General features: G+C 68.1%; 23 protein-coding genes, 1 tRNA gene and 1 pseudogene. 19 read left to right on the top strand and 6 right to left on the bottom strand.

The features are described 5' to 3' along the window. From IM632_RS11170 to IM632_RS11135, 8 genes and pseudogenes are all read left to right on the top strand, one after another. Positions 1 to 717: pseudogene (locus tag IM632_RS11170) on the top strand (replication-associated recombination protein A); the annotation flags it as partial. Further along, positions 714 to 1,298: a UDP-4-amino-4,6-dideoxy-N-acetyl-beta-L-altrosamine N-acetyltransferase gene (gene pseH, locus IM632_RS11165; RefSeq protein WP_296520786.1), complete on the top strand. Its 585-nt coding sequence runs from the start codon at positions 714 to 716 to the stop codon at positions 1,296 to 1,298. The pseudogene IM632_RS11170 and the gene pseH, both read left to right, overlap by 4 nt. 4 nt (positions 1,299 to 1,302) lie before the next feature. Next, positions 1,303 to 2,070: an RluA family pseudouridine synthase gene (locus tag IM632_RS11160; RefSeq protein ID WP_296479628.1), complete on the top strand. Its 768-nt coding sequence runs from the start codon at positions 1,303 to 1,305 to the stop codon at positions 2,068 to 2,070. Then, positions 2,067 to 2,456 (top strand): fluoride efflux transporter CrcB, encoded by a 390-nt coding sequence (crcB, locus tag IM632_RS11155; RefSeq protein ID WP_296479629.1) that lies wholly within the window; start codon positions 2,067 to 2,069, stop codon positions 2,454 to 2,456. Before IM632_RS11160 ends, crcB begins: the two co-directional genes overlap by 4 nt. Then, positions 2,453 to 3,454, top strand: a complete 1,002-nt coding sequence (locus IM632_RS11150; RefSeq protein ID WP_296479630.1) for an RluA family pseudouridine synthase — start codon at positions 2,453 to 2,455, stop codon at positions 3,452 to 3,454. The genes crcB and IM632_RS11150 overlap by 4 nt, the downstream gene beginning before the upstream one ends. Positions 3,455 to 3,515: 61 nt before the next feature. Then, positions 3,516 to 4,265 carry an ATP12 family protein gene (locus tag IM632_RS11145; protein ID WP_296552330.1) on the top strand — a complete coding sequence of 250 codons (750 nt, stop codon included), beginning with the start codon at positions 3,516 to 3,518 and terminating at the stop codon, positions 4,263 to 4,265. 67 nt (positions 4,266 to 4,332) lie between these two features. Further along, complete coding sequence (locus tag IM632_RS11140; RefSeq protein WP_293514818.1) at positions 4,333 to 5,865, top strand: acyl-CoA carboxylase subunit beta; 1,533 nt, start codon at positions 4,333 to 4,335, stop codon at positions 5,863 to 5,865. A 34-nt stretch (positions 5,866 to 5,899) separates the two neighbouring features. Next, positions 5,900 to 6,379 (top strand): hypothetical protein, encoded by a 480-nt coding sequence (locus tag IM632_RS11135; protein ID WP_296479632.1) that lies wholly within the window; start codon positions 5,900 to 5,902, stop codon positions 6,377 to 6,379. Positions 6,380 to 6,391: 12 nt separating this feature from the next. Here IM632_RS11135 and msrB read toward each other — a convergent pair whose 3' ends face one another. Further along, complete coding sequence (gene msrB, locus IM632_RS11130) at positions 6,392 to 6,880, bottom strand: peptide-methionine (R)-S-oxide reductase MsrB (RefSeq protein WP_296479633.1); 489 nt, start codon at positions 6,878 to 6,880, stop codon at positions 6,392 to 6,394. A 79-nt stretch (positions 6,881 to 6,959) separates the two neighbouring features. On the opposite strand from msrB, the gene IM632_RS11125 reads away from it, so the two are divergent. Together IM632_RS11125 and IM632_RS11120 are read left to right on the top strand one after the other, a co-directional pair. Further along, complete coding sequence (locus IM632_RS11125; protein ID WP_296479634.1) at positions 6,960 to 8,942, top strand: acetyl/propionyl/methylcrotonyl-CoA carboxylase subunit alpha; 1,983 nt, start codon at positions 6,960 to 6,962, stop codon at positions 8,940 to 8,942. Between the two features lie 31 nt (positions 8,943 to 8,973). Beyond that, on the top strand, positions 8,974 to 9,726 hold the full coding sequence (locus IM632_RS11120; RefSeq protein WP_296479635.1) for a sulfite exporter TauE/SafE family protein: 753 nt from the start codon (positions 8,974 to 8,976) through the stop codon (positions 9,724 to 9,726). Between the two features lie 12 nt (positions 9,727 to 9,738). Here the strand turns inward: IM632_RS11120 and IM632_RS11115 are convergent, their stop codons facing one another. From IM632_RS11115 to IM632_RS11105, 3 genes are all read right to left on the bottom strand, one after another. Continuing rightward, on the bottom strand, positions 9,739 to 11,037 hold the full coding sequence (locus tag IM632_RS11115) for a PLP-dependent transferase (protein ID WP_296479636.1): 1,299 nt from the start codon (positions 11,035 to 11,037) through the stop codon (positions 9,739 to 9,741). Between the two features lie 190 nt (positions 11,038 to 11,227). Next, positions 11,228 to 11,303: transfer RNA gene (locus IM632_RS11110), tRNA-Lys, on the bottom strand. Between the two features lie 129 nt (positions 11,304 to 11,432). Continuing rightward, positions 11,433 to 12,476 carry a tyrosine-type recombinase/integrase gene (locus IM632_RS11105; protein ID WP_296479637.1) on the bottom strand — a complete coding sequence of 348 codons (1,044 nt, stop codon included), beginning with the start codon at positions 12,474 to 12,476 and terminating at the stop codon, positions 11,433 to 11,435. A 125-nt stretch (positions 12,477 to 12,601) separates the two neighbouring features. Here IM632_RS11105 and IM632_RS11100 point away from each other — a divergent pair, with 125 nt between their 5' ends. The 5 genes from IM632_RS11100 (at position 12,602) to IM632_RS11080 (ending at position 18,700) form a co-directional block, all read left to right on the top strand. Continuing rightward, positions 12,602 to 13,024, top strand: coding sequence for an HK97 gp10 family phage protein (locus IM632_RS11100; RefSeq protein WP_296479638.1), 423 nt, complete (start codon positions 12,602 to 12,604; stop codon positions 13,022 to 13,024). A 521-nt stretch (positions 13,025 to 13,545) separates the two neighbouring features. Then, positions 13,546 to 15,051: a phage/plasmid primase, P4 family gene (locus IM632_RS11095; RefSeq protein WP_296479639.1), complete on the top strand. Its 1,506-nt coding sequence runs from the start codon at positions 13,546 to 13,548 to the stop codon at positions 15,049 to 15,051. Between the two features lie 238 nt (positions 15,052 to 15,289). Then, positions 15,290 to 15,934 (top strand): hypothetical protein, encoded by a 645-nt coding sequence (locus IM632_RS11090; protein ID WP_296479640.1) that lies wholly within the window; start codon positions 15,290 to 15,292, stop codon positions 15,932 to 15,934. Beyond that, positions 15,934 to 16,806, top strand: a complete 873-nt coding sequence (locus tag IM632_RS11085) for an AAA family ATPase (protein ID WP_296479641.1) — start codon at positions 15,934 to 15,936, stop codon at positions 16,804 to 16,806. Before IM632_RS11090 ends, IM632_RS11085 begins: the two co-directional genes overlap by 1 nt. A 550-nt stretch (positions 16,807 to 17,356) precedes the next feature. Next, positions 17,357 to 18,700 (top strand): phage major capsid protein, encoded by a 1,344-nt coding sequence (locus IM632_RS11080; protein WP_296552328.1) that lies wholly within the window; start codon positions 17,357 to 17,359, stop codon positions 18,698 to 18,700. A 138-nt stretch (positions 18,701 to 18,838) separates the two neighbouring features. Here the strand turns inward: IM632_RS11080 and IM632_RS11075 are convergent, their stop codons facing one another. Continuing rightward, positions 18,839 to 19,084: a helix-turn-helix domain-containing protein gene (locus tag IM632_RS11075; protein WP_296479643.1), complete on the bottom strand. Its 246-nt coding sequence runs from the start codon at positions 19,082 to 19,084 to the stop codon at positions 18,839 to 18,841. An 83-nt stretch (positions 19,085 to 19,167) separates the two neighbouring features. Here IM632_RS11075 and IM632_RS11070 point away from each other — a divergent pair, with 83 nt between their 5' ends. The 3 genes from IM632_RS11070 to IM632_RS11060 all read left to right on the top strand — a co-directional run bounded on the left by IM632_RS11070 (position 19,168) and on the right by IM632_RS11060 (position 20,951). Continuing rightward, positions 19,168 to 19,617 (top strand): hypothetical protein, encoded by a 450-nt coding sequence (locus IM632_RS11070; RefSeq protein WP_296479644.1) that lies wholly within the window; start codon positions 19,168 to 19,170, stop codon positions 19,615 to 19,617. A gap of 188 nt (positions 19,618 to 19,805) precedes the next feature. After that, complete coding sequence (locus IM632_RS11065; protein ID WP_296479645.1) at positions 19,806 to 20,342, top strand: hypothetical protein; 537 nt, start codon at positions 19,806 to 19,808, stop codon at positions 20,340 to 20,342. A 288-nt stretch (positions 20,343 to 20,630) separates the two neighbouring features. Then, positions 20,631 to 20,951: an Hpt domain-containing protein gene (locus tag IM632_RS11060; RefSeq protein ID WP_296552326.1), complete on the top strand. Its 321-nt coding sequence runs from the start codon at positions 20,631 to 20,633 to the stop codon at positions 20,949 to 20,951. On the opposite strand, the gene gcvA is transcribed toward IM632_RS11060, so the two are convergent. Then, on the bottom strand, positions 20,948 to 21,904 hold the full coding sequence (gcvA, locus tag IM632_RS11055; RefSeq protein WP_296479647.1) for a transcriptional regulator GcvA: 957 nt from the start codon (positions 21,902 to 21,904) through the stop codon (positions 20,948 to 20,950). The two genes, IM632_RS11060 and gcvA, sit on opposite strands and share 4 nt — an antisense overlap. A 158-nt stretch (positions 21,905 to 22,062) precedes the next feature. Here gcvA and cobA point away from each other — a divergent pair. Beyond that, the coding region (gene cobA / locus IM632_RS11050; protein WP_296552325.1) for a uroporphyrinogen-III C-methyltransferase at positions 22,063 to 22,586 on the top strand (524 nt) is incomplete at its 3' end.

The following is a 22,586-nucleotide window of genomic DNA, read 5'->3' as shown; positions in this document are numbered from 1 at the left end:
GCCCTCGCCGATGGCGATGGCCGCTATCTCCTGACCCTGGCCGAGACTCTGTTTGGCCTCGCCTCGGCCGTTCCCCTGGACCCCGAAGGCCTGGGACAGCTCCTCCAGAAGCGCAGTCCCGCCTATGACAAGGACCGGGAGGGGCACTACAACCTCATCTCCGCCTTGCACAAGTCGATCCGCGGGTCCGATCCGGACGCCGCTCTCTACTGGCTCGCCCGCATGCTGGAGGGCGGGGAGGAGCCGCTGTTCATCGCCCGGCGCCTGGTGCGGGCCGCCATGGAGGACATCGGCGCCGCCGATCCCATGTCCCTGGTCCTGGCGAACGCGGCGCGGGAGGCCTACGAGCACCTGGGGTCGCCGGAGGGCGAGCTGGCCCTGGCCCAGCTGACTGTGCACCTGGCGTGCGCGCCCAAGTCCAACGCGGTCTACATGGCCTTTTCCCGCGCCCGGAAGGCGGCCCGGGAGACCGGCTCCCTTCCGCCGCCTGCCCACATCCTCAACGCGCCCACCCGCCTGATGAAGTCGCTCGGCTATGGCGAGGGCTATGTCTACGACCATGACGCCGAGGGCGGCTTCTCGGGCCAGGACTATTTCCCCGAGGGCATGGGGCGAAGAGCCTTCTACGAGCCGCGCGGCGAGGGCTCTGAGGCCCGGGTCCGGGAGCGGCTGGATCGATGGTCGCAGATGCGCGGGAACCGGAAGGCCGTTCGATGAGCGGACCCGGCAGCTATCGACTGAGGCCCATTCAGGCCTGCACCCCGCAGCAGGTCGAGGCCGTCCGCCAGCTGCGCAATCTCCCGGAGATCCGTGGGTCGATGTACGGCGACCAGGTCATCTCCGAGGCCGAGCACACCGACTGGCTCGCCGGCCTTCAGGGGGACTCCCGTCGGAAGGTCTTCGTTGTCGTCGAGGTCTCCGGAGAGCCCGTCGGCGCGGTCAGCCTCACCGCCATCGACCGCGTTCACCGACGGGCGGACTGGGGATTCTACATGAGCCCCGCCGGGCCCAGGGGACTGGGGACTCTGGCTCTGGCGGTCCTCCTCGACCACGCCTTTGACGACATGTCACTGGACAAGATCAACGGTGAGGTGATCGAGGGGAACGACGCGAGCCTTGCCCTCCATCGCAAGCTGGGTTTCCGCGACGAAGGGCGGCGTCGGTTCCATGTGCGGAGGGAGGCCGGGCGACTCGACATCCATCTGTTTGGCTTGACGGCGGAGGAATGGCGGGTGGCGCGGGAAAGGATCCGGGTAAGTCCGGCTTCGCATTTCGTACAACTCGATGCCGGGGTCTGACCCCGTGAAGCCCCTCCGTCCCGTCCCCCTTAGCGACGACCAGGCCGCCCTCGTCCGGTCCTTCGTCTTCCACGAGGACTCGTCGGTACTGGCCCTGAACAAGCCGCCGGGCCTGTCGAGCCAGGGGGGGCGGGGGCAGGTGGTGACCCTGGACGAGATGCTCTGGGCCTTCGCAAGGCCGGGCAAGGCGCGGCCCCGGCTGATCCACCGTCTTGACCGGGACACCTCCGGGGTCATCCTGGCGGCGCGGACCCAGCCGGCGGCGAGCTTTCTCGGCAAGGCCATGATGGCCCGGAAGATCGCCAAGACCTACCTCGCCCTGGTTACGCCTGGGGCGCCGGATCCAGCCTCGGGCCGGATCGAGGCGCCCCTGCGGAGGGTGGAGACCGGGCGCGAGGCGCGCATGCTGGTGTGTGAACCGGACCACGCAGACGCCGAGTCTGCTGAGACCCGTTACCGTACACTTTGCTCAAATGACAGTGCGGCCCTGCTGGAGGTCTTCCCCCGGACCGGGCGCATGCACCAGATCCGGGTCCATCTCGCGTCGATCCAGCGCGCGATCGCCGGCGATGCATGGTATGGAGGCGCCCTGGCGGTGGGCGGCCTGCCGGCGCCCCGCCTGATGCTTCACGCCTCGGCACTGACCTTTCCGCACCCGGAGGGCGGACAGATGACGCTTCGCGCCCCCTTGCCCGACGACTTCGCCCACCTCCTGGCGCAACTGGGCCTTGCTCCGGCGGATGGCGCGTCCGGTGTGGAGCACGTCCGGTGACGCCCGCGAACCTCCTCCTCGTGGGCCTTGGCGGGGGCTTCGGCGCCATCCTGCGCTATCTCCTTTCCGTCGGCTTCGGCCGTCTCCCGGCGGGAACCTGGCCCTGGCCGACCTTCACGGCCAACCTGGCGGGAGGGCTCGCCATGGGCCTGCTGGCGGGGTGGCTGTCCCTGCGCGGTGCGGGGGAGGGGGAGCGTCTGCGCCTCCTGCTCGGGGTCGGAGTGCTGGGCGGCTTCACGACCTTCTCGGCCTTCTCTCTCGAGACCCTGATGATGGTCGAGCGCCGGGCCTGGGGGCAGGCCGGTCTCTACGCCGGCCTGTCGGTGATCCTGTCCACGGCGGCGGTCTTCCTCGGCTTCGTGATCCTGCGGAGGCTGGCGGCGTGAGGCAGGTCCGGACCCTGACCGTGGATCCCGGTGAGGGGGGCGTCCGGCTGGACCGATGGTTCCGCCGTCGCTGGCCCCACCTGACCCAGGCCCAGATCCAGAAACTCGCCCGCTCCGGCCAGATCCGGGTCGGCGGGGCCCGGGTTCGACCGGATACCCGCCTTGAAGCCGGCGACGAGGTGCGCGTGCCGCCCCTGCCCGAGGCGCCTCCCGCCGACGCGCCCCGGCCCGCCCTGCCGTCGCGGGACGCGGCCTACGCCCGCAGCCTTGTGCTCCACGAGGATGACGAGGTGCTCGCCCTCAACAAGCCCGCCGGCCTGGCGGTGCAGGGCGGGACCAAGACCCGCAACCATGTCGACCGCCTCCTGTCCGCCTGGGGGGAGGGGCTGGAGCGTCCGCGCCTTGTCCATCGGCTGGACCGCGACACCTCCGGCGTCCTGCTCGCCGGCAAGACGCCTGCGGCGGCGACGCGGCTGGCCGGGGCCTTCGCCCGGCGGCGGGCCGAGAAGACCTACTGGGCCCTGGTCCTCGGCCATCCCCGCCCGCAGGACGGGATCCTCGCGCTTCCCCTCGTGAAGAAGGGCGTCGGCGACCGCGAGCTTGTGGTCCCGGCGGACCCGAAGGACCCCCGCGCCGAGCCCGCAGAGACCGAGTTCACCCTGATCTCCCGCGCCGGGGACCGGGTGTCCTGGATGGCGCTTCGGCCCCACACGGGCCGGACCCACCAGCTGCGGGCCCACATGCTGGCCATGGGCCATCCGATCCTGGGCGATCCCAAGTACAACACGCCGGAGTCCGTCGTCCTTTCGGCGGGTCTGGGCCTCCAGCTGCATGCCCGGCGGCTCAGCCTGCCGCATCCGACCGGCGGGCTCCTCGTGGTCGAGGCGCCCCTCAGCCCGGAGATGAAGGCGGGATTCGCCCGTTTCGGGTTTGACGCCTCCGAGGCGGACCCCGAGCCCTTCGCCCGCAAGGGCCGGGGCGGCCGCCGCGGCGGCTGACGCCGGACTTGCGAACCGGACGCAGCGGGGCCATTCACCTGCCCATCCAGGAGGGCTGACCATGGCGCAGAAGGGCTTCATCGAGCCGGGCGAGAAGCCGCGGCGGTTCTATTCCGAGGTCACGGTCGCCCCCGGCCCTGGCGGCTGGAGCGTCCTCCTCGATGGCCGTGCGCCACGGTCCTCGCGCGGGGCGGCCCTGACCGCACCGACCCTCGCCGTCGCCGAACTGGCCGCCGCCGAGTGGGCGGCCCAGGCTGAACACCTGGACCTTGCGGTCATGCACGCCACGCGGCTGGCCTTCACCGCCCTGGAGGCGGTCCCGCAGGCGCGGGCGGGCGTCGCCGACCAGCTGGTGAGCTATGCCGGCAGCGACCTCCTCTGCTACCCGGCGGAAGCCCCGGAGGGTCTTTGCGCGCGGCAGGCGGAGGCCTGGGACCCGGTGCTTCGCAGGGCGCGGGACGAGCTCGGAATCGCCCTGCAGCCTTCCCGGGGCATACTGCACCGCGAGCAGCCCGGAGAGGCTCTGGAGGCCGTGCGTCGGCTCGCCCTGTCGGTGGATGACTTCACGCTTTCCGGCCTCGCCTTCGGGGCGCCGCTCTTCGGCTCGACCGTCCTGGCCCTCGGCCTTTGGAAGGGTTGGTTCGGCGGGGAGGAGGCCTTCGACCTCTCCCGCGTGGACGAGGCCTGGCAGGAGTCGCAGTGGGGGATCGACGCGGAGGCCGCCGAGCGGACGGCCCGGCTCCGGTCCGAGGCGCGCATGCTGGAGGCCTGGTTCCGCGGCCTGGAGGCCCCTGCGGTTTCCCCGGCGTGACCTTGCGCCCCGGCTCCGCTCCGACTAGGGCTTTGCGCCTGTCGTCAATGCGTCACGGGGTTCTGCGGTGAAGGAAATCCTTGAGGAGCTCGAGCGGCGGCGCTCGGAAGCGCGGGCCGGCGGCGGCGGTCGCCGCATCGACGCCCAGCACGCCAAGGGCAAGCTGACGGCCCGTGAGCGCCTGGACCTGCTGCTGGATGAGGGCTCCTTCGAGGAGTTCGACATGTTCGTCGAACACCGCGCCGTGGACTTCGGCATGGCCGAGCAGAAGATCGCCGGAGACGGCGTCGTGACTGGCTGGGGCACCATCAACGGCCGGGTGGTCTTTGTTTTTTCCAAAGACTTCACCGTCTTCGGCGGCTCCTTGTCCAACGCTCACGCCCGCAAGATCGTCAAGGTGCAGGAGCAGGCCCTGAAGGTCGGCGCCCCGATCATCGGCCTCTTCGACGCGGGCGGCGCCCGCATTCAGGAAGGCGTGGACGGCCTGGCCGGCTATGCCGACATCTTCCTGCAGAACACCCTGGCCTCGGGCGTGATCCCGCAGATCAGTGTCATCATGGGGCCCTGCGCCGGGGGTGATGTCTATTCGCCGGCCATTACCGACTTCATCTTCATGGTGAAGGACACCAGCTACATGTACGTCACCGGTCCGGACGTGGTCCGCACCGTGACCCATGAAGAGGTGACCCACGAGGAACTCGGGGGTTATCGGGTCCACGCCCTGAAGTCCGGCGTCGCGGACGGCGCCTTCGAGAACGACCTGGAGGCCCTGACCCAGGTGCGGCGCCTGGTGGACTTCCTGCCCCTGTCGAACCGCGAGAAGCCGCCGGTCCGGGAATGCTACGACGACGCCGAGCGGATCGAGCCCTCCCTAGACACCCTCGTCCCGGCCAACCCCAACAAGCCCTACGACATGAAGGAACTGATCCTGAAGGTCGTGGATGAGGCCGATTTCTTCGAGATTTCGCCGGACTACGCCAAGAACATAATCTGTGGCTTCGCCCGGATGGAAGGTTCGACCATCGGCATCGTCGCCAATCAACCCCAGGTGCTCGCGGGGGTGCTCGACATCGACTCCTCCCGCAAGGCCGCGCGTTTCGTCCGGTTCTGCGACGCCTTCGACATTCCCCTCGTGACCCTGGTCGACGTGCCCGGCTTCATGCCGGGGACCAAGCAGGAGCAGGGCGGCCTGATCCGGCACGGCGCCAAACTTCTGTTCGCCTTCGCCGAGGCCACCGTGCCCAAGGTGACCCTGATCACCCGCAAGGCCTACGGCGGGGCCTATGACGTGATGAGCTCCAAGCATATCCGCGGCGACGTCAACTACGCCTGGCCCTCCGCCGAGATCGCGGTGATGGGGTCCAAGGGCGCCGTAGAGATCATCTTCCGATCCGAGATCGGCGATCCGGATGCGATCGCAGCCCGCGAAGCCGAGTACAAGGCGCGGTTCGCCAATCCCTTTGTGGCGGCCTCCCGAGGCTATATCGACGACGTGATCTCCCCCCACTCGACCCGGCGCCGCATCGCCCGGGCCCTGCGCAACCTGAAGGGCAAGGTGCTGTCAAATCCCTGGAAGAAGCACGACAACATCCCCCTCTGATCCGCCTCCGGGCGGGGGTTCCGTGAGGTCCTGAGTGCACAATCTCGCCGCCCAGCTCTTGTTATCCACTGCCCTGGTTTCCGCCACGGTGGTCATGCATCTGATCGGGCTGGGCGTTCTTCGCCGCCTGGTCCGGCTTCACCTGGAGCGCTTTCTCCTCTTCGTGCACCTGGACCGGGTGATCGTTCCTATGGGCGTAGTCCTCGGCCTCTTCGTGGTGCACGGATCGGAAATCTGGCTCTATGCCCTGACCTACTGGGCGATGGGCCTGACCGACTCCCTGGAGGAGGCCCTCTTCATCTCCACCAGCTCCTACTCCACGATCGGCGAAGCGGCCGGGCTGCTTCCTGCGAACTGGCGACTCGTGGGCGTGCTGGAGGGCGTCAACGGCATGCTGCTGATCGGCTGGTCGACGGCCTTCCTCTTTCAGCTGCTGGACCACATCATGAGCGATGATGAGGAAGTCCAGGCCCAGAAGGGCGCCATCGCCCGCCGCCGGCGCACGAAAAGATAGGGGCGGAGCCCCTCAGGTCTCGAGGTTCGCCATGTCGTCTCCGCGCTCAAGCGGATCGCGCAAGGCCTGATCTGCCGGCGTGAACTCCAGCGAGACCGAATTGATGCAGTACCGCAGTCGGGTCGGTGGAGGACCGTCGGGGAAGACGTGGCCCTGGTGGCTGTCGCACCGAGCGCATCGGGTCTCGATCCTCAGCATGCCGTAGCTAGTGTCGCGCACACCGATCACGTGGGCCGTATGGATGGGCGCCCAGAAGCTGGGCCAGCCTGTCCCGCTCTCGAACTTGGTCCGGGCCTGGAACAGGGGCAATCCGCAGAGCCGGCAGCAATAGACCCCGTCGGCCTTGTTGTTTAGAAGGCCTCCGCAGAACGGCGCTTCCGTGCCGTGTCGGAGCAGGACCTCGGCCTCCTCGGTCGTCAGACCGGACTCAAGGCGCTTGCGTTCCGCAGCGTCGGGTGGCGTGAGGTCAAAGGGAGACGGAGAGATCGCGGGCTTGTCCATGCCTGCAATCTAGGGGGCGGATGTCCCGGGTGGAAGCACCCGATGCGCCGAAACCCCGGCACTGTTCAAGGGGCGCAGGATGTTCAGGAAGATCCTCATTGCCAACCGCGGCGAGATCGCCGTGCGGATCATCAAGACCTGCCGTCGGCTGGGGATCGCCACGGTTGTGGTCTATTCCGAGGCGGACGCGGACTCGATGGCCGTCGAGATGGCCGACGAAAGCATCTTCATCGGCCCGGCGCCCGCCTCGGCCAGCTACCTGGTGGCGGACAAGATTGTCGAGGCCTGCCGGGCGACCGGCGCCGAGGCGGTGCATCCCGGCTTCGGTTTCCTGTCCGAGAACGCGGGATTCGCCAAGCGCCTCGCGGACGAGGGGATCGTTTTCATCGGTCCCAACCCCCACGCCATCGAGGCCATGGGCGACAAGATCGAGTCGAAGAAGTTCGCCGCCCGCGCGAACGTCTCAGTGGTGCCGGGTCACGTGGGCGAAATCGACGACACCGCCCACGCCATCCGCATCGCCGAAGACATCGGCTACCCGGTGATGATCAAGGCCTCCGCCGGCGGCGGCGGCAAGGGCATCCGCGTCGCCTGGAACCGTCAGGACGTCGAGGAGGGCTTCCCCGCCGTCCGCGCCGAGGCGAAGGCGAGCTTCGGGGATGACCGGATCTTCATCGAAAAGTTCATCGAGAGTCCGCGGCACGTCGAGATCCAGGTCCTCGGTGACAAGCACGGCAACGTCGTTCACCTGTTCGAGCGCGAGTGCTCCATCCAGCGCCGGAACCAGAAGGTGATCGAGGAGGCCCCTTCGCCGCTCCTGGATGAAGCGACCCGGGCGGCCATGGGCGCCCAGGCGGTGGCCCTGGCCAAGGCCGTCAACTACGACAGCGCCGGTACTGTGGAGTTCGTCGCCGGTCAGGACCGCAGCTTCTACTTTCTGGAGATGAACACCCGCCTGCAGGTCGAGCATCCGGTCACCGAGCTGATCACCGGTGTGGACCTGGTGGAGCAGATGATCCGGTCCGCCTGGGGTGAGAAGCTGGCCTTCCGCCAGGAGGACCTGGCGATCAACGGCTGGGCCATGGAGAGCCGGATCTACGCCGAGGACCCCTACCGTGGTTTCCTGCCCTCCATCGGGAGACTGGTCCGCTACAGCCCGCCCGCCGAGGGCGAGGCCGAGGGCGGCGTCCTCATCCGGAATGACGCCGGCGTGCGCGAGGGCGACGAGATCTCGATGTACTACGATCCCATGATCTCCAAGCTCTCGACCTGGGGACCCGACCGGATCGCGGCCATCGACGCCATGGGACAGGCCCTCGAGAACTTCCACATCGAGGGACTGGGACAGAACATTCCTTTCCTCGCCGCCGTGATGGACCAGGAGCGCTTCCGGTCTGGACGCCTGTCGACCTCCTACATCAAGGACGAGTTCCCGGAAGGTTTCCAGGGGACCGCGCCGGATGACTTCCAGAAAGACCTGATGACGGCCGTGGCCTGCGCGGTGCACCGGGTGATCGCCGGGCGCGCGGCGGGCGGTCGCCTGCGTGACGACTGGGTGGTGATCGGCGCCGGAGAGCACCGGCCTGTCGTTCTGGAGACCTCGGAAGAGGGGCTGAAAGTCGTCCTGCTCGACGAAGGCCGGGTCCTCACCCTGGGCCAGGTCGACTGGCGACCGGGCCTGCCGGTGTTCCGCGGCGTCTTGAACGGTCGGGACTTCGCCTGCGCGGTGCAGCCAGCCGCCGAGGGCTACCTGATCCGCCATCGGGCGGCGACCAGCCGCATCCTGGTCCTGTCGCCCCGCTCGGCCGAGCTCCACAACATGCTGCCGCCCAAGACGGCGGCCGACACCGCCAAGCTGGTCATCTCGCCCATGCCCGGCCTTGTGGTGTCCCTGGACGTCGAGGCCGGCCAGTCCGTGCGCTCGGGCGAGCAGGTGGCCATCATCGAGGCCATGAAGATGCAGAATATCATCCGGGCGGAGCGAGATGGCGTGGTCAAGGCCGTCCTCGTGGCCTCCGGGGCCTCCGTCGCCGCCGACGAGGTGCTGATCGAGTTCGGATAAACGGTCCCGGCTGAGCGACGGGGATGCCGGAATGAGCCTCATCGCAGGGTTTGTCCTGCTGGCGACCGCCTTCGCCACTGCACTGCTCTCCGGGGTGTTCGGCATGGCGGGCGGACTTGTCCTGATGGGCGTTCTCGCCCTCATCCTGCCCGTGCAGGCCGCCTTCGTGACCCATGGTGTCCTGCAACTTGCGGCCAACGGGTGGCGCGCCCTGATCCAGCGAGGCCATATCCGCTGGGCGGTGATCGGCTGGTATGGCCTGGGATCTTTGGTGGCGGCCACTGTTGTCCTTCTACTCGCCTTCTCTCCGTCCCGTCCGCTTCTCTTCCTTTGCCTGGGCCTGACGCCGCTCCTGACCTGGCTCCCCGGTGACCGCATGAGGCTGGACGCCGAACGGCCGGCGCACGCCGTGCTCGCCGGCCTTACGGTCACGGGCCTCAACCTGACTGCGGGCGTCGCCGGACCCCTGCTGGACATCTTCTTCATCCGCACGGCCATGAGCCGACACGCCGTGGTCGCTACGAAGGCCGCCACCCAGGTGCTGGCCCACCTGGCGAAGACGGTAGTCTACGGCGTCGGTCTCCTGCGGCTTGGCGGGGAGGGCATGCCTCCCGCGTGGATCCTGTTCCTCGCCCTGCCGCTGTCCTTCGCGGGCACCGCCGTTGGCGCGCGCCTGCTGGACAGGATGAGCGACGCCGGCTTCCGCCGATGGACGCGCTGGATCGTCACCGGGATCGGCGTCGTCTACCTGGTCCAGGCGGCGAGACTGCTGCTCGCCGCCTGAGGAAGCCGTCCGTCAGGCCAGGGCCGCCGCGATGGCCTGGTCGAGGTCTGCAATGATGTCGTCGATGTGTTCGATGCCGATGGACAGGCGCACATAGCCGGCGGAGACGCCCGTGGCCTCCTGTTCGCTGGCGCTCAGCTGGGAGTGGGTGGTCGAAGCCGGATGGATGGCCAGGCTGCGCGCATCGCCGATATTCGCCACGTGGTAGAGCAGCTTCAGATTGTCGATGAAGCGGCGACCCGCTTCGACGCCGCCCTCGAGCTCGAAGCCCACCAGGCCGCCATAGCCGCCCTTCATCACCCGGTCGGCCCGGGCCCGGGCCTCGCCAGTCTGCTGGGAGGGATGGATGACGCGCGAGACGCCCTTGCGACCCTTCAGCCAGGCCGCGACGGCGGTGGCGTTGGCGCAGTGGCGCTCCATTCGCAGGGCCAGGGTCTCGACCCCCTGGAGGATCTGGAAGGCGTTGAAGGGCGACAGGGCCGCGCCCAGGTCCCGCAGCAGGATGACCCGCGCCCGCAGGATGTAGGCGATCGGCCCGAGGGGCTTTACCGCCTGGGTCCAGACCGCGCCATGGTAGGAGGCGTCCGGCGTATTCAGCAGCGGCTGGCGCTCGGGGCGGCCTTCCCAGTCGAACTTCCCGGAATCGACAAGCAGGCCGCCGATGGAGGTGCCGTGTCCGCCCAGGTACTTGGTGGCGGAATAGACCACGATGGCCGCGCCGTGATCGAAGGGGCGCACCAGAAGGGGTGCGGCCGTGTTGTCCATGATCAGCGGTATCCCGAACTCCCGCCCGATGGCGGCGACTTCGGCGATCGGGAACACCTCCAGTTTCGGGTTGGGCAGGGTCTCGGCATAGTAGGCGCGGGTCCGGTCATCCGTGGCGCGGCGGAAATTCGCCGGATCGGCCGGATCGACGAAGCGGACTTCGATGCCCTGGTCCTTCAGGGTGTTGGCGAAGAGGTTCCAGGTGCCGCCATAGAGGGCGGTGGAGGACACGACGTTGTCTCCCGCCCGGGCCAGGTTCTGCAGGGCGAAGGCCGAGGCCGCCTGGCCGGACGCCACCGCCAGGGCGCCGACGCCGCCCTCCAGCGCCGCAATGCGCTGTTCCAGGACGTCCGTCGTGGGGTTCATGATCCGGGTGTAGATGTTGCCCAACTCCTGCAGGGCGAACAGGGAGGCGGCGTGGCCGGTGTCCCGGAACTGGTAGGACGTGGTCTGGTGGATGGGGACCGCTACCGATCCGGTGGTGGGATCGGCGCGCCATCCGGCATGCAGAACAAGGGTTTCGGGATGCTGGGGGGCGTCGGACATCGCGGGCTCCTTGCGCGCAGGACAGGGCGTCCGTCCTAACAGTCGCCTGCAGGTGGTCAAGCGAGGGACCCTGGCCCCGACCTTCAGAATTTCTGGATGGGCGGCCCGACGGCCCCCAGGTCCAGTACCTTGGCGGGGCGCTCCACCTTGGGTTATCCACCCTTCCGGCGCCGGCGATCCGGCGGGAAGTTGGTGGGTGCACAAGGATTCGAACCTTGGACCCGCTGATTAAGAGTCAGCTGCTCTACCAACTGAGCTATGCACCCAAAAGCCCCGGAAACATTGGGTTTCAGGACTGTTCCCGTTCGACCGGTTTGACCGTTTTTGCTGAAGTTTTACAGCAAGTCGTTCGGGAGGCGTTCTCCTACAGCCATTTTCCGAGGCCCGCAACCTCGCTATGGCGCCCGCCTGGAGATATCTTCCGGGATGACGGCGCGGCTGGCGGTCCCGCCACCCAGCTTTGCAAGCACCGCCTGGACCACGGAGGCGCGGCTGACGTAGCGGCGCTTCAGGGCTTCGATGTCCCGTTCGGCCCAGCCCATGAGAAGGGCGACCTGGCTGGCGTCCAGGCCGGCGGCGAGGAGGTTGGTCGCGGCGGTGCGGCGCAGGTCGTGGAAGGTGCGGTCGACGCCGGCCGCGGTGCAGGTGCGCGAGAACGAGGTCCGCAGGCCGTCGGCCGTCCAGGGCCGCTTGCCCCGGCTGGTCGTCAGAATGATCGGCCCCAGCCTGGGCGTGTCGTCCAGGAGCTGGCGGAGGGCGGGCGTCACCGGGATCAACACCCGCCGGCCGCGCTTGGACGTGCGGAAGGCGATCACGTCGCCCTCGATGTGGCCCCAGGCCAGGCGGATCAGGTCGGACTGGCGCAGGCCGGTCAGGACCGCGAGCCGGACGGCGCGCCAGACTTCGGGCGAGGCCTTGGCCTGGAAGGCGGCGAGCTGGTCGTCGGACCAGATGGACTCCGAACGGTCGGCGCGGTGCAGGCGGCCAATCGGCGCGGCCTGGTTCGACGTGACCATGACCCGCTCTTCGGCCCAGCCGAGCACCCGTTTCAGGACGCCCATGGCCATGTCCGCCGTCCGGGGGCGGTCGGCCATGGTGTCGCGCCAGTCGATGAAATGGCGGCGGACGCGCGGGTCGTCCAGGGCGGCGGCCGGCAGGGTGGCGAAGCGGGCCTCCAGGGCGTCGAGGTGCGGGCGGTAGGCGCGCTTGGTGTGGTCGCCCAGGCGGGCGAAGTCCGGCGAGGCGCGGTAGGCGACCAGGATGGCGCGGAAGGTCCCGTCGACCACCTGCTTGCGGGCGCGGTGCGCCTCCTGAAACTGGCGCAGGAAGTCTGCGGATCCGGGCTCGCCCTCCAGGCGAGGGCCGCCGCGCCAGGCGTAGTAGTACACCCGCCCGCCCGCGCGGACCTTGTGAACGCCCTTAAGCTCGACCATGACCATGGACCGTTTCCCACCTCGACAGAGTGTCGAAGGGACCGGGCGCGCTGGCATCCGTCAAGAGGTGACCGGTCGCACCCGCCGCGTTCCTGGCCCGGCCTGGTCGCCACCACGATGGGGGCGCTGTGATGGCCAAGATGACCAACCTTGAGCGCCGGATTGCGCGCATGAACGCCTTCCCGGCTGAGGTGCAGGCGGCGCTAGAGGATCAGCTCGAAAAAGAGGTCAACCTCATGGTCGCCGCGATGAAGCGGGCCGCGCCGGTCTCGGACTTTGAGGATCAGCCCGGAGAGCTGCGCGACAGCATCACCGCATACCGGGTCCCGGGCCGCCCGGCGGCCTGGCGCATCATCGTCGGGGCCCGGGACAAGAAGGGCCGGTTGTACGGCAGTTACGTCGAGTTCGGCCACAACAAGGCCGATGGCTCCCGCGCGCCGGCCTCGCCGTTCTTCTGGCCCACCTACCGGGCGCGGCAGAAGAAGCTTCGTGGTCGCATCCTGGCCCCCGCCCGGAAGCTGATCCGACAGATGTTCCCGAAGCCGAAGCCCTAGCCCATGGCCCGCACCGAGACACATCTTCACGGCGCCGTGCGCCACCCACTCGAAACCGAATTGGCGGGCGGCCTGGCCCCCGTCTCCAAGAAACCGCGCCTATTCCTTGAGGCCCCCGCCGTCGGGCCAATAACGGTAGAAGCCTGCGTGGCGCGGCGGGGAGCTGCTCACCCCGAATTTGAACGTTCAAGGCTTCGTGACGGCACTCATTCCCGGGCCTTGCGCCCTGGGCTGGCGCGCGATGAGGGCGCGCCGCCCTGGCCACCCGAAACCGAATTGGCGGGCGCCCTGGCCCCCGCCTCCAAGAAACCGCACCCTATTCATGAGGCCACCGCCGTCGGGCCGACAACGGAAAGAAGCCTGCGTGGTGCGGCGGGTGTCATGACCCGGGGAAACGCTCAAGGCTTCGTGGCGGCAACTCATTCCCGGGCCTTACGCCCTGACCTGGTGCAAGCCGAGGCCGCCGGCCTGGGCGCCCGCGCCGGTTTCGCACCCTCGATCCCCGACATGGAACGGACCCGATGAGCCCGTCTGATCAATTCGCGTTCGCCGCCAGCCCGTCCCCCGAAGACCTGGCCGCATTTGAGCTCAACGACTACGGCAACGCCATGCGCCTGATCTTGCATGCGGGGGGCCTCGTGCTCGCCGACGGCGAGGTCGATGTGAGCGCGGCGACTCTGCTGTACGTCCGTGACACCGGATGGGCCGGCTGGAACGGTCGGCATTGGGATTTGAGGATGGGGCCGCGGCTGGCCGAAAGGCTGGCGCATCACGTTGGACAGAGCCTGGCCGGGCCGCAGTCGAAGGCCCTGGTCGACCGGGGCGTCCCGTCTAAAGAGGTTGCGACGTTCGTCAGATCGGCGGGGAACGCTTCGGCGATCTCAGCGATGCTGCGGGTGGCGGAGCCTTATCTCCAGGTCAACCTCGACGACTTCGACCCCGACCCGCTCGCGCTGACGGTCCGCAACGGGACCTTGCGGTTTGAGCGTCAGGCGGGCGAGGGCCTGAAGGTGGCGTTTGCTCCCCATGACCCCCGGGACCGGATCACCCGAATGGCGTCGGTGGATTATGACCCGGAGGCGGCGGCGCCCATTTGGGAGCAAACCTTGGCCGCCTGGCACCCGGATGAAGCCATGCGCGGGTACCTGAAGCGCCTGGCGGGATACGCCTTTACGGGATGCACCCACGAACAGGTGATCGTCATTCACCAAGGCCGGGGCCGCGATGGCAAATCCACCTTCATGAACGCGCTTCGCGAGCTCGCCGGCGACTATGGCGAGGTTGCGGACGTCCGCACCTTCCTGGACTCCGGGCCACGGGGCGGGGGAGACGCAACTCCCGACCTGGCGCGCCTCGCCGGCGACTGCCGGTTCCTGTCCGTCGCGGAGCCGCCCAGGGGGGCGAAGCTGAACGAGGCCATGATCAAGAGCTTTACCGGCGGCGCGCCGATCGTGGCGCGCCGGCTGCGTCAGGACCTGTTTAGCTTCACGCCCAGGCCGAAGGTCTTCATGGAGGCCAATAGCCGTCCCGTGATCAAGGGTGACGATGAGGGCATCTGGCGGCGCATTCGTCTGATCATGTGGGAGCATCAGCTGGCCCCGGACCAGGTGGACACCGCCCTTCCGGGCAAGCTGCGTCGGGAAGCCTCCGGGATCTTCAACTGGATCATTTCCGGCGTCGGCGACTGGTTGAGCTTTGGCCTGGATGAGCCGCCGAGGGTCGCCGAGGCCATGGACGATTACCGCAAGGGATCGAGCCCCTTCGGCGAGTGGTTCGCCGAGCGCATCGAGCTCGACCCCAACGCCAGGGTCCCGGCGTCCGCGTTGTTCGCCGACTACAAGGCCTGGTGCGAGGACCAGGGGACCGAGCGGATCATGTCTCAGACGGGGTTCGGGGCGGCCCTCGCGGACCGCCAGATCATCCGCTGCGGTCGGGGGACCGGCGGAGTGATCATGCGACAGGGCGCGCGCCTTCGGTCCCGCTGGGATGAGGCCAGCGCCGGCAGCGGGTTCGCGAGTGAACAGTAGTGAACAGTAGTGAACAGTTGGCCGTTCGGATGGCCCGCCCCGGCAAACCCGGGCGGTCCGAAGTGAACAGTCAACTGTTCTCAGAGTGAACAGTTCGAGTGAACAGTTAAGCCTCTGAAAGATAGGCCGAAAATGGCGAAAGTGAACAGTTTGAACAGTGACCCGGCATCCGGCCTGAATGCGTGCGCACGCGCGGCCTATATGCCTGTGTGTGTGTCTGTGTCTGTGGGGGTGTGAGATGACTCTCAAGACCAGAAAAACCTCCAGCCGAAGGCCAGCCTCACAGGCGGCGATCTTCGACGCCTGGCTTGATGAGCGCTGCGTGTGGGGCGAGGCCGCCCGCCAGGCCCGGACGCCGGCTGCGGACCTGTTCGCCGACTACCTCGCCTGGCGGACCCGCCGACGGGGCCGGGCCATGACGCAGACGGCCTTCGGGCTGCAGCTCCGGGCGCGGGGCGTCACCGCGTCCAAGTCGCCTTCCGACGGGCGGATCGAGCGCGTAGGCATCCTGATCCGGCCGCCGGAGCGGCAGACCGAAGCCGCCCCGATCGACCGTTGGCTTGATGAGCGCTGCGTGTGGGGCCAGGCGGCGCGGAGGGGCCGGACGCCCGCCCGGGACCTGTTCGATGACTTCAGCGCCTGGAGCCGGGGCCAGGGCCTGCCGGCGATGTCGCAGACGGCCTTCGGGCGGCAACTGACCGCGCGCGGAATCCGTGGCGTGAAGGGCGGTGACGCCGGGCGCGTCCGGCGCGGGCCTATCCAGTTCCGGCCCCTGGGAACCGCCGTCACCGCCCTGGACGCCGGGGAGCGGGCCAAGGCCCGGCGATTGGCCGCCATGCCGGCCGCCGACGTCATGGCCGCCTTCCGGGCGAGGGCGGGTTGATGGGACGCCTGAAGCAACTAAAGCCGATGGTCGCGAGCCTCGCCCCCAGGCTGGGCCGGATGACCGACGACCACGGCCATAGCCGGGTCCTGGAGCCCTGGCGCAAGTGGTACAGCCTGGCGGCCTGGTCGCGCCTTCGCCTCGACATCTTGGTCCGGGATGGCTTCGAGTGTCAGGCCTGCCACCATATCGACCCGACGGGCCGCCAGCTGGTCGCCGACCATATCCAGCCGCACCGGGGAGATCGCGATCTCTTCTGGAGCCCCCTCAACATCCAGGCCCTATGCAAGCCCTGCCATGATGGGGCCAAGCAGCGCGAGGAGCGGGCTTTCGTCCAGCGTGGGGCGAGCCCTGGGCGCATGTCCCGCCCAGAGTGGTTCCGCCGGTCCCACGTGCCCGTCACCCTGGTGTGCGGGCCGCCTGGGTCGGGCAAGTCGAGCTGGGTTCGGCGCATGAAGGGCGAGGCGGACCTGGTGGTTTGCTTCGATGAGATCGCCGGGCGGATGTTCGCCGATGGCAAGCCCAGGGCAGGGCGGACCCTGACTCCGGACCAGGTCGCCGACGTGCTCCGCGTTCGCAACGAAAAGATCGCCGATCTTATGTGGGCCAAGGCCGCCGACCGATGGCCAAGGGCCTGGATCATCGTCTCTGAGCCCCAGGCGAGCGCCCGCCAGTGGTGGTCGGACCGTCTCGGAGCCCAGGTTGTCGTGTTGGAGACGCCTGAGGCGGAGTGCCTGCGGCGGATCGAGCTCGATGAGGCTTCAGGCGATCCCAGAGGCCCGCAGGCCCGCCGCTCGGTCGCCGAATGGTGGCGGCAATATCGGCCGAGGGACGGAGATCGCCGCCTGGGCGGGCTGGAAGGGGGGTCCTGAAACCCTGTTCGCCCGTGATGAAACTACCGGCGCCCCCAACATTTACAGGTTTTTTTCTCGATGAGCGAGGATTCGAGGGTGTCGAGGGGGAGGGGGGCGGAGCCGCCGCTATCCATGACGATCCCGCCGGCGAAAGCCGCATAAACTACTGAAAACACGTAGGATTTTACCGCATGAAGCCTCTTCTCAGTCGGCTGGACACTGGAAAGCCTGGGCGGACCGGCCCGGGCGTCGAGTTTTTTCCGGAGGCCATGCTGGGCCGGGTCCTGGCTGGTCCGGGGCCTTCCTGGAGGCCGCAGGCCCGCTCGCTCGCTACGGCGCCCGATGGGGGGCGCGCTCCGCGAGCGGTCCTGCTGGCGCGGAATCTTGACATTCCCGCCCCCCCGAAAAGAGAATCAGATCTCGGCGCGCGATTCGGCCTTTCCGACCCTCGCGCGAGACGCTCCACCGTCGCCCCGTTGGTGATGGCCCAAGCGTCGGCACGGCTTCCGCAATCCTGCGGCGGCTGAACGTGCCGGCGCTCGCCGGCATCTCAATGGAACGACACCAAATGCGCAACATTCAAGACTGCCGCGAGACCCTCGGTCGGACTCGCACGAAAATGGAAGCTTCGGACCCGAAGTTCTGGGCCGACGTCAACCGGCGCCACAAGGCGATGAACGAGGCGGGCGACACCCATCCAGCCGTCAAGCGGCGTTTGCAGTCGGATATCTCCGCCTGGCTTACAAAGTTCGTCGAACGCACCGACTGGGACGAGGACCGCGACCGACCCGCTTACGAAGGCGCCGTGGCCATGGCCAGAATTCTCGACATCGAAATCACCAACGCGATGGTCGCCGCCGAGGCCCGAGGCCAAAACTTCGGCGCACCCACCGGCGGCAACGCCTGGGTCAATGCCCAGACCGGCCTGCCGGTCCAGGTGCTGGCGCCGTCGGATCGCCTGTGCACCCGGGCCCCGCACGGCGATGAACCCACCGTCGGCGGCCTCCTGCAGGCCATGCTGACCGGCGCGAAGACCCCCGACATCCGGGCCGCCCTGAGCGAGGGCACCGACAGCGCCGGCGGGTTCTCGATCCCGCTGACCGTCCTGCCTCAGTTCATCGACCGCCTGCGGGCGCGAACGCAGTTCATCCAGGCCGGCGCACAGACCGTGATGCTGGACGGCATGCGCACCCGCATCATGCGGATCGCCGCCGACCCGGTTCCGACCTGGCGCGCGGAAAACGCGGCGGTGAACGAGTCCGATCCGACCTTCGACGCCGTTGACCTGGTTCCCAAGAGCCTGGCCTGCCTGGTGAAGGTGTCGGTAGAGCTGCTGCAAGACAGTGTGAACGTCGCCGCCGCCCTGGAGCAGGCCCTGACCGGCGCTCTGTCCGTGGAGCTCGACCGGGCCTGCCTATTCGGATCGGGCGCCGCTCAGCAACCCCTCGGGCTCTTCAATCAGGCCGGGATCAACACCCTGAGCCTGGGGGCCAACGGCGCGACCCCGACCAACTACGACCCGCTCATCGATGCCCTGTATGAGCTCGAGCTGGACAACGCCGACGCGCCCACAGCCGCCATCTGGCACCCCCGCACCGCCCGGACGATGCGCAAGCTCAAGGACACCACCGGCCAGCCTGTGCAGCCCTTCCCGGCGATCAGCGATCTGCCGCTTCTGGGCACAACCTCCGTCCCGATCAATCAGACGCAGGGCACCTCGACCGACTGCAGTAGCATCTTGGTCGGCGACTTCAGCCGGGCCATCCTGGGCTTGCGCCAGGAGCTGAGGATCCAGGTGCTCAATGAGGCGTACATGGGCAACCTGCAGGTCGGGTTCATCGCGCACCTTCGCGCCGACGTGGCTTTCGAGCGCGCCGACGCCTTCTGCAGGATTACGGGCGTTCGTCCGTAAGGTCAGGCCTGGGCCGCCCCGTCACCGGGGCGGCCTCTTGGCCGGCGTCTCGCGGTCGGGATCGGTGCGCGCCAACGCGCCGGGCGGCGAAGGGGCTCTTCGCCGCCGCAACCGGGCAACTCCGTTTCAAGGCGTCTTTCAGCCGTGCAGTTCGTGGGTAAGCAGAAGCAGGGCGCCGGTCCGGTCGGGATCGCTCACGATCTCCACCCCCGCCTCTGCAAAGGCGGCCATGATGCGCCTTTGGGTGGTCGACCGGGGCGATTGGAGGCCGGCCTCTATCCTGTTGATCGTTGTGAAGACCACCCCCGACCGCTCCGCCAGGTCGCGCATCGACCATTTCAGGAGCGCGCGCCCCGCCCTGCATGCCTCTGGCGTCAAGATCATGTGCAGAGTCTATCGCCCCACCCCCTGTGTTGACAACCGACACAGACGAACGGATACAGGGTATGCGTAAAAGGAGAACGCACATGAAACACCTCATCGACACCCCGACCCCCGGTCCCCTGACCTGGCAGGACATCATGATCGAGTTTGACATGGCCTCAGCGGCCGAAATCCGCTGCGGCTTCGCCAAGCTTCAGGCTGAAAGGCGCGCTGAGGCCCTGGCCAAGAACCCGGCGGCAACGCCGGAAGAAGTCGCCGCCGCACGGGCGGCGGTGGAGAGGGCCGAAACGCTGCAGGCCAATGCCGAGAGCGTCACCTTCGAGATCGGCGGAGTAGCGTTGCGATACCGCCCCGCCAACCTCACAGAATTGTGGGCCAAGTATGCCCATTTGCTGAAGATCTATGGCGGCGAGCTGGACGCCGATGATCGGTTCCGGGACTTCGCCCACGACCTGGAGCGCTTTGCTGAGGATCATCGCCTGTGCGAGGCCCGTTCGGGGCGCCCTGCCGAGGCTGCAGAGGTCCGGGCTTAGGTGGCAGGCCCCGGCGTTGACGCAGCAGGCGAACCGCCCCCGGGATCGCCGCGTTGACGCCGGGGCCTCCGTTAATGTTCTCGATGATATCAGCCATCCAATTGATAGCGGTGTGAGGATATCAGGTGGACATTTCTTAGAGTCGCCGGCTATAAGTGATTCTCAACGTTCATCCGAGGCTCTTGCCAATGACCACCCCCCGCTCCGCCCTGTCCTTCGGCTCCGTCTGGGATGTTCCGCGCTTTCCATCCGTCGATGCATGCATGGCGATTGGCTGCAATACTCAGTGGCTGACCGGACTCATAAGCGCGTCGCCAGTCGTTTATCCGCTTGGACGCGATGAGGTTGTTGAGCGGGTCAAGAGGCGCATGTTCTTGTTCAAGTTCCGGACAGTGTTTCACCTCGCGCTGATGCGCGCGATTAGCAGCGTCCTGCCTCTGGCGGTCGCGCGAGACCTTTCCCGAGTCTGCGTCGAAGCCGAAAATCTCTTTCCGGCGGACCTGGCGCCCGATGGCTGCCCCCGCTACCTGGTCATTGCGCCCGTTAGCAAGGTGTCGAAGATGTTCGTTCGCGAGGCGGGCGAGCCTGGCCTGACGTTCGAAGACCTGGCCAGCGTCGGTGACGATCCGGCCGAGCCGCGCATCGTCCTGGACGTGACCGCGATCTTCGACCAGGTGGTCGAGGGCCTCGACCTTCTGGAAGTCGCCGGCGAGCTGATCGGCTGAGACGATGGGCAGGCTTGGCCGCATCAATGACGCTCTCGGTCGGGGCTATCCCAGCCCTGAAACTGTTTTACAGGGCTCAATAAAGTCAAAGACTTGCGAGGCCCGTTTTCGAGGGTCTTTTGCTTTCAGCGCGTTGAATACATTCGCGAAGAGGGTGATTAAGAGTCAGCTGCTCTACCAACTGAGCTATGCACCCTGGCCATACGGCGCCTTCCGGCCCCGTGGGCGAGGGCGCGGAAAATACTGGAAACCGCGTCGAACGCAAGGGCGTGGAAGGGGGTGTTCCGAATGAGTTCGCCGGGGGCCGCCAGCCGCATCGATTTCGGGGTCCTGGATCGTCTCGCTGCAGGCGACCAGGGCCTCATGCAGGACATCCTCGAGATCTTCCTGGAGGAGTCGACGGGATGGGCGGAAGGTCTGGCGGGCGAAGCGGGCGAGGCGCTGGTGGAGACCATCCACACGCTCAAGTCGTCGAGTCGCGCTGTCGGCGCGCTCGACCTGGGCGACTTTTGTGAGACCTGGGAACTCGGCGAGATCGAAGACACCGGCCCCGTCCTTGACGAGCTGATCCGGGTGAAGGCGGAAATCCGCGACTGGCTCGCCCGCTAGATTCCCGCGCCGTTGTCGAGAGTCTTCAGGGCCGCCTCGTGCGCTTCGGCCTCGGCCGTGATCCAGCTGATGAAGGCCTTGACCTGGGGCAGTCGGCCCTTCGACTTTGGGTGGACAAGGTAATAGGCGAAGTCCACGGCTGTCGCGATCTGGAGCGGCGCCACGAGCCGTCCGGCGTCCAGGTCGTCCTGGGCCAGGGTCCGCTTGGCGAGGGCGACGCCGCGACCGTTCACCGCCGCCTCGATGACCAGGCTGGACTGGTTGAACCTCGGGCCCCGCGCCCCATCAACGCCCCGGACGCCGCGGGCCGCCAGCCACATGGTCCAGTCCGGGCAGGAGTCATCCGGATCCGGCGAGCCGTCGTGCAGCAAGAGGTGATTGGCCAGATCTTCCGGCCTGTTGAGCGGGTTGGCGGCGTGCAGTTCCGGGCTGAGGACCGGGATCACCGTCTCGCCGATCAGTCGCCGCACCTCCATCCCCGGATACCGGCCCGCGCCGTAGCGCAGGGCGATGTCCACCTCGCCGGCGGTCAGGTCCACGAGATCCAGGCCAGCGGACAGCCAGACGTCCACCTGCGGATAGGCCGCCTCGAAGCGTCCCAGGCGCGGCACAAGCCATTTGGCGGCGAAGGAGGGCGCAGCGGTCAGCGTCAGGCGACGCCCGTCCACGGCGGCGGTCAGCAGGGAGGCGGCCTCGGCCAGCCCGTCGAAGGCCTCGCGAAGGGCGGGCAGGGCGGTCTGGGCGGCATCGGTCAGGAGGAGACCCTTCGGGGTTCGCCGGAACAAGGGGGCGCCGACATAGTCCTCCAGGTTCTGGATCTGCTGCGATACCGCTCCTGGCGTGACCGACAGCTCATCGGCCGCCCGCGAGAAGTTCAGGTGGCGCGCCGCCGCCTCAAAGGCGCGCAGGGCGTTGAGCGGGGGGAGTCGGCGACGGTCGGGTGAACGCTTCACGAGATTTCCTGAACGCTGAGGCAGAACTCCTCCGCTTGCGAATTGAAGCCAACGAGATCAGTTTGCAAGCCTTCGGCTTTCCGTCCCGCTGTGACTTGCGGTGCAGAGTGCGTGATCGTTGGGGGTCCAGGCCCCGTTTCCAGGGGTGTGTTTCCGTCATGTCAGGCCGCAAAGCCGCACCCCGGCGCAGCAACCTTGTCGTTATGGAGGGCGGCGCTCTCGGCGGTCCGCGCCAGCCCGTGGCGCCCGGCAAGGTCTGGCTGACGGGCGCCGGTCCCGGTGATCCCGACCTGATGACAATCCGCGCGGTCCGCGTGCTGGGGGAGGCGGACGTGGTGATCCACGACGGTCTCGTGCCGGCGGCCATTCTTGACCTGTCGCCCGCCGCCGCCCGCCGGATCTCCGTGGCCAAGCGCAAGTCGCGCCACAGCTACGCCCAGGATGAGATCAACCGGCTTCTCGTCGGTCTCGCCTCGGAGGGCCTGAATGTGGTCCGCCTCAAGGGGGGCGATCCCTTCATCTTCGGTCGGGGCGGTGAGGAGCTTGAGGCCTGCCGGGCGGCCGGAATCGACTGCGAGGTCGTGCCCGGGGTCACTGCGGCCCTGGCCGCCTCGGCCAGCGCCGGGGCGCCCCTGACCCACCGGCGGTCCGCCCAGGCGGTCACCTTCGTCACCGGCCATGC

Origin of the sequence: Phenylobacterium sp., assembly GCF_020402505.1 — a bacterium.
GTDB lineage: Bacteria > Pseudomonadota > Alphaproteobacteria > Caulobacterales > Caulobacteraceae > Phenylobacterium.
The sequence above is the reverse complement of the archived record's forward strand: the minus strand, read 5'-3'. Positions and strand labels throughout refer to the sequence as shown.